This is a genomic window from Streptomyces roseochromogenus subsp. oscitans DS 12.976 (genome assembly GCF_000497445.1).
GTDB classification, from domain to species: Bacteria; Actinomycetota; Actinomycetes; order Streptomycetales; family Streptomycetaceae; genus Streptomyces; species Streptomyces oscitans.
Genome location: NZ_CM002285.1, coordinates 7,949,646 through 7,956,025 on the forward strand (window position 1 = coordinate 7,949,646; position 6,380 = coordinate 7,956,025).

Here is a 6,380-nt window from a genome sequence, read left to right on the forward strand (position 1 = left end):
GAAACGGTCGGAAATGCGCAGAGGACGTCGACTTTCGATCGACGTCGGGGACGCCCGGATCGGGGTCGCCTCGTGTGACCCCGATGGGATTCTCGCCACACCGGTGGAGACCGTCCCCGGCCGGGACATCCCCGCCGCCCACCGGCGGTTGCGTCAGCTGGTGGAGGAGTACGAACCGATCGAGGTCGTCGTCGGCCTCCCTCGCTCTCTCAAAGGGGGCGAGGGCCCGGCAGCGGTGAAGGTCCGCGCCTTCGCCCAGGAACTGGCCAAGGGCATCAAGCCGGTGCCGGTGCGCCTGGTGGACGAGCGGATGACGACCGTGACGGCCAGTCAGGGACTGCGCGCCTCGGGCGTGAAATCGAAGAAGGGCCGCGCCGTCATCGACCAGGCAGCCGCTGTGATCATCCTGCAGCAGGCCCTCGAATCCGAACGGGTGTCAGGTAAAGCACCCGGCGAGGGCGTCGAAGTGGTCATCTGATCGCGATACGGTAACGTTCCGCGCGATGCGCCGGTGTTCGAACAGTCGGCGCACAGCAAGAGGCGGAACGGAAGCGGGCCCACCGGTCGGCGGCCGGTCGGCTTCGCGGCTCTAGGGGATCGATGACTGAGTATGGCCGGGGCCCACACCCCGAACCGTGGCATCCGGAGGACCCGTTGTACGGGGACGGCGGATGGGGAGGACAGCAGACCCACAGCGGTCAGCAGTCCCCCTACGGCGGCCAGCCGCAGCACTATCCACAGCAGCCGCAGTACGGCGACTGGAGCCAGGAGCAGCAGCCCGGCTACGACCACGAGCAGTACCGGTACTACAGCGAACAGGGACAGCAGCAGTACGCCGGCCACGCCCAGCAGCCCTACCAGCAGCCCGGCGCCTGGAACGCGGCCGGCCCGAACGGCCAGGTGCCGTATGCCCCCGACCCCGGCGACCCGTACGGCCAGCAGCCCCCCGGCCATGGCGGGGAACAGCCCGACTTCTACGGCACCGAGGACGCCTACCCACCGCCGCAGCCGCCCGGCCGCAGGCGCCCCGGGCCGGAGGCGGAGCCGGAGACCGCGCCCGACGAGGAGGAGCAGCACCCCTTCTTCACGGGAGCCGGCGACGATGACGACGACGAGGAGCACGAGCTCCAGGGCCGCCAGGGCCGGCGCGGCAAGGGCAAGAAACCCACCAAGAAAGGCAGGAAGCGACGTACCGGCTGTGCCTGCATGGTCGTCGTCCTGGTCTTCGGCGGCGGCCTCGCCACCGCCGGCTACTTCGGCTACAAGTTCTACCAAAATCGTTTCGCCCCGGCCCCGGACTACGCCGGTAACGGCACCAGCGAGACGGTGATGGTCGAGATCCCCAAGGGCGCGGGCGGCTGGGACATCGGCCGCCGCCTGAAGGAGGCCGGCGTCGTCAAGAGCGCCGACGCGTTCGTGCACGCGCAGAACGACATCCAGGGTGGGAACAGTATCCAGGCCGGTGCGTACCTCCTGAGGAAACAGATGTCCGCCGCGAGCGCGGTGAAAATGATGCTTGACCCGAAGAGCCAGAACAATGTCGTGGTGACTCCGGGCGAGCGTAACGCGGGCGTCTACGAGGCTATCGACAAGAAGCTGGAACTCGCCGACGGCACGACGCAGAAGGTCGCCCAGAAGGAATACAAGAGCTTCGGCCTGCCGGCCTGGGTACAGAACAACGGCCTGGTCAAGGACCCGCTGGAGGGCTTCCTCTTCCCCGGCAACTATGCGGCCGCCAAGGGCATGAAGCCCGAGAGCATCCTGAAACAGATGGTCGCGCAGGCCAAGTCCAAGTACGACTCCTACGGCCTCACGGAAAAGGCCCGGGCGCTGGGCCTGAACAACGCGTTCGAGCTGGTCACCGTGGCGAGCCTGGTGCAGGCGGAGGGCAAGACGCACGACGACTTCCGCAAGATGGCGGAAGTGGTCTACAACCGGCTCAAGCCCACCAACACCGAGACGAACCAGTTCCTGCAGTTCGACTCGACCTACAACTACATCATGGGCACGAGCAACATCCACATCTCCCTCAAGCAGATCAACGGCAACCACAGCCCGTACAACACCTACACCCACAAGGGACTTCCGCCCGGCCCGATCGGCAACCCCGGCGAGGACGCGCTCATGGCGGCGCTGAACCCGACGCACGACGGCTGGATCTATTTCGTGGCGACCGACGGCCAGAACAACACCGAATTCGCCAAGACCTACGCGGAATTCAAGCAGCTCAAGGAAAAGTTCGATGCCACCTCGGGCAACTGACGCCTGCCGGGCCGCCGTACTCGGCAAGCCCATCGCCCACTCCCTCTCCCCGGTGCTGCACCGGGCGGCGTACGACGCGCTCGGGCTCACCGCGTGGTCGTACGACCGCTTCGAGGTGGACGAGGCCGGTCTGCCCGGCTTTTTCGAGGAGCTCGGGCCCCAGTGGGCGGGGCTGTCGCTGACCATGCCGCTGAAGCGGGCGGTCATCCCGCTGCTGGACGAGATCAGCGAGACGGCCGCCTCCGTCGACGCGGTCAACACGGTCGTCTTCACCGAGGACGGTAGCCGGATCGGCGACAACACCGACATCCCGGGCATGGTGGCCGCCCTGCGCGAGCACGGCATCGAACAGGTCGACTCCGCCGCGATCCTCGGCGCCGGCGCCACCGCCTCCTCCGCGCTCGCCGCCCTCGCCCGGATCTGCACCGGCGAGGTCGTCGCCTACGTCCGCAGCGAGGCCCGCGCCGCCGAGATGCGCGAGTGGGGCGAACGGCTCGACGTGGACGTGCGTACGGCGGACTGGGCGGACGCCGGGCAGGCGCTGCGCGCCCCGCTGGTGATCGCCACCACCCCGGCCGGCACGACCGACGCCCTCGCCGCCGCCGTACCCGAGCGTCCCGCCACCCTTTTCGATGTGCTCTACGACCCCTGGCCCACCGAGCTGGCGGCCCGCTGGTCCATGTTCGGCGGCGCCGTGGTCAGCGGACTCGATCTCCTGGTCCACCAGGCCGTCCTCCAGGTCGAGCGGATGACCGGGCGCTCCCCGGCTCCGCTGGAGGCCATGCGCCGGGCAGGGGAGAAGGCGCTCGCCGAGCGCTGACCTGACATATTCATGTCCGTCTGCTGGACCAGCGGCCGGGTTCGGGGCCCGGACGTGGGAGGATCGGAGATGGCGGACCGGGGCCGCGCACCCGGTCGGGCCGTCGCCGTACGCGAGCACGCGCGTACGCAGGGCAGTAGTACCGGGGCGCGAGCACTGAGGAGCATCGTTGAGCAGGCTGCGTTGGCTGACCGCGGGGGAGTCCCACGGTCCCGCACTTGTCGCGACGCTGGAGGGCCTTCCCGCCGGCGTGCCGATCACGACGGAGATGGTCGCCGACCATCTGGCGCGGCGGCGGCTCGGCTATGGCCGTGGTGCGCGGATGAAGTTCGAGCGTGACGAGGTCACCTTCCTGGGTGGTGTCCGGCACGGCCTGACCCTCGGCTCCCCGGTCGCGATCATGGTGGGCAACACCGAGTGGCCCAAGTGGGAGCAGGTCATGGCGGCCGACCCGGTGGATCCCGAGATCCTCGCCGGCCTTGCCCGCAACGCCCCGCTGACCCGGCCGCGCCCTGGCCACGCCGACCTGGCGGGCATGCAGAAGTACGGTTTCGACGAGGCCCGCCCGATCCTGGAGCGCGCGTCGGCGCGGGAGACCGCGGCCCGTGTGGCGCTGGGCGCCGTCGCCCGGTCGTACCTGAAGGAGACGGCCGGCATCGAGATCGTCTCGCATGTCGTCGAGCTGTGCTCCGTGAAGGCTCCGCAGGGTGTGTACCCGACCCCGGCCGATGTCGAGAAGCTGGACGCCGACCCGCTGCGCTGCCTGGACGCGGACGCGTCGAAGGCGATGGTCGCGGAGGTCGACCAGGCTCACAAGGACGGCGACACGCTCGGTGGCGTCGTCGAGGTGCTGGCCTACGGCGTCCCGGTCGGCCTGGGTTCGCATGTGCACTGGGACCGCAAGCTGGACGCCCGGCTGGCCGGTGCCCTGATGGGCATCCAGGCGATCAAGGGCGTCGAGATCGGTGACGGCTTCGAGCTGGCGCGGGTGCCGGGCTCGAAGGCGCATGACGAGATCGTGAAGACCGACGAGGGCATCCGGCGTGTCTCCGGCCACTCCGGCGGGACCGAGGGCGGCCTGACCACCGGCGAGCTGCTGCGGGTGCGGGCCGCGATGAAGCCGATCGCGACGGTGCCGCGGGCCCTGCAGACGGTCGACGTGTCCACCGGCGAGGCCGCCCAGGCCCACCACCAGCGCTCCGACGTCTCCGCGGTCCCGGCCGCCGGCATCGTCGCCGAAGCCATGGTCGCGCTGGTCCTGGCCGACGCGGTCGCGGAGAAGTTCGGCGGCGACTCCGTGGCCGAGACCCGCCGCAACGTGCAGTCGTACCTCGACAACCTGCGGATCCGGTGAGTGCCGTGCCCGCGCTCGTCCTGGTCGGCCCGATGGGCGTCGGCAAGTCCACCGTCGGGCAGTTGCTGGCCGAGCGCCTCGGCGTCGCCTACCGGGACACCGACGAGGACATCGTCGCCGCCGAGGGCCGCACCATCGCCGAGATCTTCGTCGACGAGGGTGAGCCCGTCTTCCGGGCGATCGAGAAGCGGGCGGTGCACAGCGCGCTCGCCGAGCACGAGGGCGTCCTCGCGCTCGGCGGCGGCGCCGTCCTCGACGCCGACACACGCGCGCTGCTCGCCGGGCACCGGGTGGTCTACCTCTCCATGGACGTGGAGGAGGCCGTCAAGCGCACCGGCCTGAACGTGGCCCGCCCGCTGCTCGCGGTCAACCCGCGCAAGCAGTGGCGCGAGCTGATGGAGGCCCGGCGGCACCTGTACGAGGAGGTCGCCACCGCCGTCGTGGCGACGGACGGCCGTACCCCCGAAGAGGTCACCCAAGCAGCGCTGGACGCACTGGAGTTGAAAGAAGCATGAGCGAGGCAGTCACCCGGATCCAGGTCGCCGGCACCGCGGGCACCGACCCCTATGAGGTGCTGGTCGGCCGCCAACTGCTGGGCGAACTGGCCGGGTTGATCGGTCCAAGAGCCAAGCGGATCGCGGTGATCCACCCGGAGGCGCTCGCCGAGACCGGTGACGCGCTCCGCGCCGACCTGGCCGGGCAGGGCTACGAGGCGATCGCCATCCAGGTGCCGAACGCCGAGGAGGCCAAGACCGCCGAGGTCGCCGCCTACTGCTGGAAGGCGCTCGGCCAGTCGGGCTTCACGCGTTCCGACGTCGTCGTCGGCGTGGGCGGCGGCGCGACCACGGACCTCGCTGGTTTCGTCGCCGCGACCTGGCTGCGCGGCGTGCGCTGGATCGCCGTCCCGACCACCGTGCTCGCCATGGTGGACGCGGCGGTCGGCGGCAAGACCGGCATCAACACCGCCGAGGGCAAGAACCTCGTCGGCGCCTTCCATCCGCCGGCCGGCGTCCTGTGCGACCTGGCCGCCCTGGACTCCCTGCCGGTCAACGACTACGTGTCCGGGCTCGCCGAGGTCATCAAGGCCGGCTTCATCGCCGACCCGGTCATCCTGGACCTGATCGAGTCCGACCCCGAGGGCGCGCGGACCCCGGCGGGCCGGCACACCGCCGAGCTGATCGAGCGCTCGATCCGGGTGAAGGCGGAGGTCGTCTCCTCGGACCTGAAGGAGTCGGGCCTGCGCGAGATCCTCAACTACGGCCACACGCTCGGCCACGCCATCGAGAAGAACGAGCGCTACAAGTGGCGGCACGGCGCCGCGGTCGCGGTCGGCATGCACTTCGCCGCCGAACTGGGCCGTCTGGCGGGCCGGTTGGACGACGCGACGGCGGACCGCCACCGTACGGTTCTGGAAGCCGTCGGCCTCCCGCTGCACTACCGCTACGACCAGTGGCCCAAGCTGCTGGAGACGATGAGGATCGACAAGAAGTCCCGCGGCGACCTGCTGCGCTTCATCGTCCTCGACGGTCTCGCCAAGCCGACCGTCCTGGAGGGCCCGGACCCGGCGGTGCTCCTCGCCGCGTACGGAGAAGTGGGCCAGTAAGTCCCCGGCTGTTCCGTCCGCCCGATTCCCGACCTCGACTTCCTTTGCGGAATGGGCACTTCAGGCCGCCCCCGGCCGTTTCACCAAATGACGGCGGGGGACGGTACCGTTCGGTAGGCAGCGGGCTCAGCCCCGCTGCCAGCACGAACGGTTTGCCGCGAGTGAGCTGGAGGGGCGCGTCGGTGTCGAGATGCCGAACACGCGGAGGCCCGAAGGGCTGAGCGCGATCGGTCTGTCGACACCGCCGCGGCGGTAGCCGCATATCGGATGCCGCGGCGCCCCGGAGGCGAACGAGCCGAAGATGACGAGACGGAGTGGCAACGGATGCAGCACGCAGTGGG

At 70.1% G+C, this 6,380-nt stretch carries 6 protein-coding genes; all 6 read left to right on the top strand.

The window, feature by feature from the left end; all coding sequences use genetic code 11:
• The first annotated feature begins 13 nt into the window (after positions 1 to 13).
• The 6 genes from ruvX (at position 14) to aroB (ending at position 6,039) form a co-directional block, all read left to right on the top strand.
• A complete protein-coding gene (gene ruvX / locus M878_RS84075; RefSeq protein WP_023552096.1) occupies positions 14 to 478 on the top strand; it encodes a Holliday junction resolvase RuvX in 465 nt (154 codons plus the stop codon).
• Positions 479 to 600: 122 nt separating this feature from the next.
• Positions 601 to 2,262 (top strand): endolytic transglycosylase MltG, encoded by a 1,662-nt coding sequence (gene mltG, locus M878_RS84080; protein WP_167345808.1) that lies wholly within the window; start codon positions 601 to 603, stop codon positions 2,260 to 2,262.
• Positions 2,243 to 3,082 (top strand): shikimate dehydrogenase, encoded by an 840-nt coding sequence (locus M878_RS84085; protein WP_023552098.1) that lies wholly within the window; start codon positions 2,243 to 2,245, stop codon positions 3,080 to 3,082. The genes mltG and M878_RS84085 overlap by 20 nt, the downstream gene beginning before the upstream one ends.
• 169 nt (positions 3,083 to 3,251) lie before the next feature.
• Positions 3,252 to 4,436 (top strand): chorismate synthase, encoded by a 1,185-nt coding sequence (gene aroC / locus M878_RS84090; RefSeq protein WP_023552099.1) that lies wholly within the window; start codon positions 3,252 to 3,254, stop codon positions 4,434 to 4,436.
• A gap of 32 nt (positions 4,437 to 4,468) precedes the next feature.
• The gene (locus M878_RS84095) at positions 4,469 to 4,951 is read left to right on the top strand and encodes a shikimate kinase (protein WP_106962889.1); all 483 of its coding nucleotides are present in this window, start codon (positions 4,469 to 4,471) and stop codon (positions 4,949 to 4,951) included.
• Entirely contained in the window at positions 4,948 to 6,039 is a 1,092-nt protein-coding gene (aroB, locus tag M878_RS84100; protein WP_023552101.1) for a 3-dehydroquinate synthase, read from the top strand. The genes M878_RS84095 and aroB overlap by 4 nt, the downstream gene beginning before the upstream one ends.
• Positions 6,040 to 6,380: the final 341 nt, after the last annotated feature.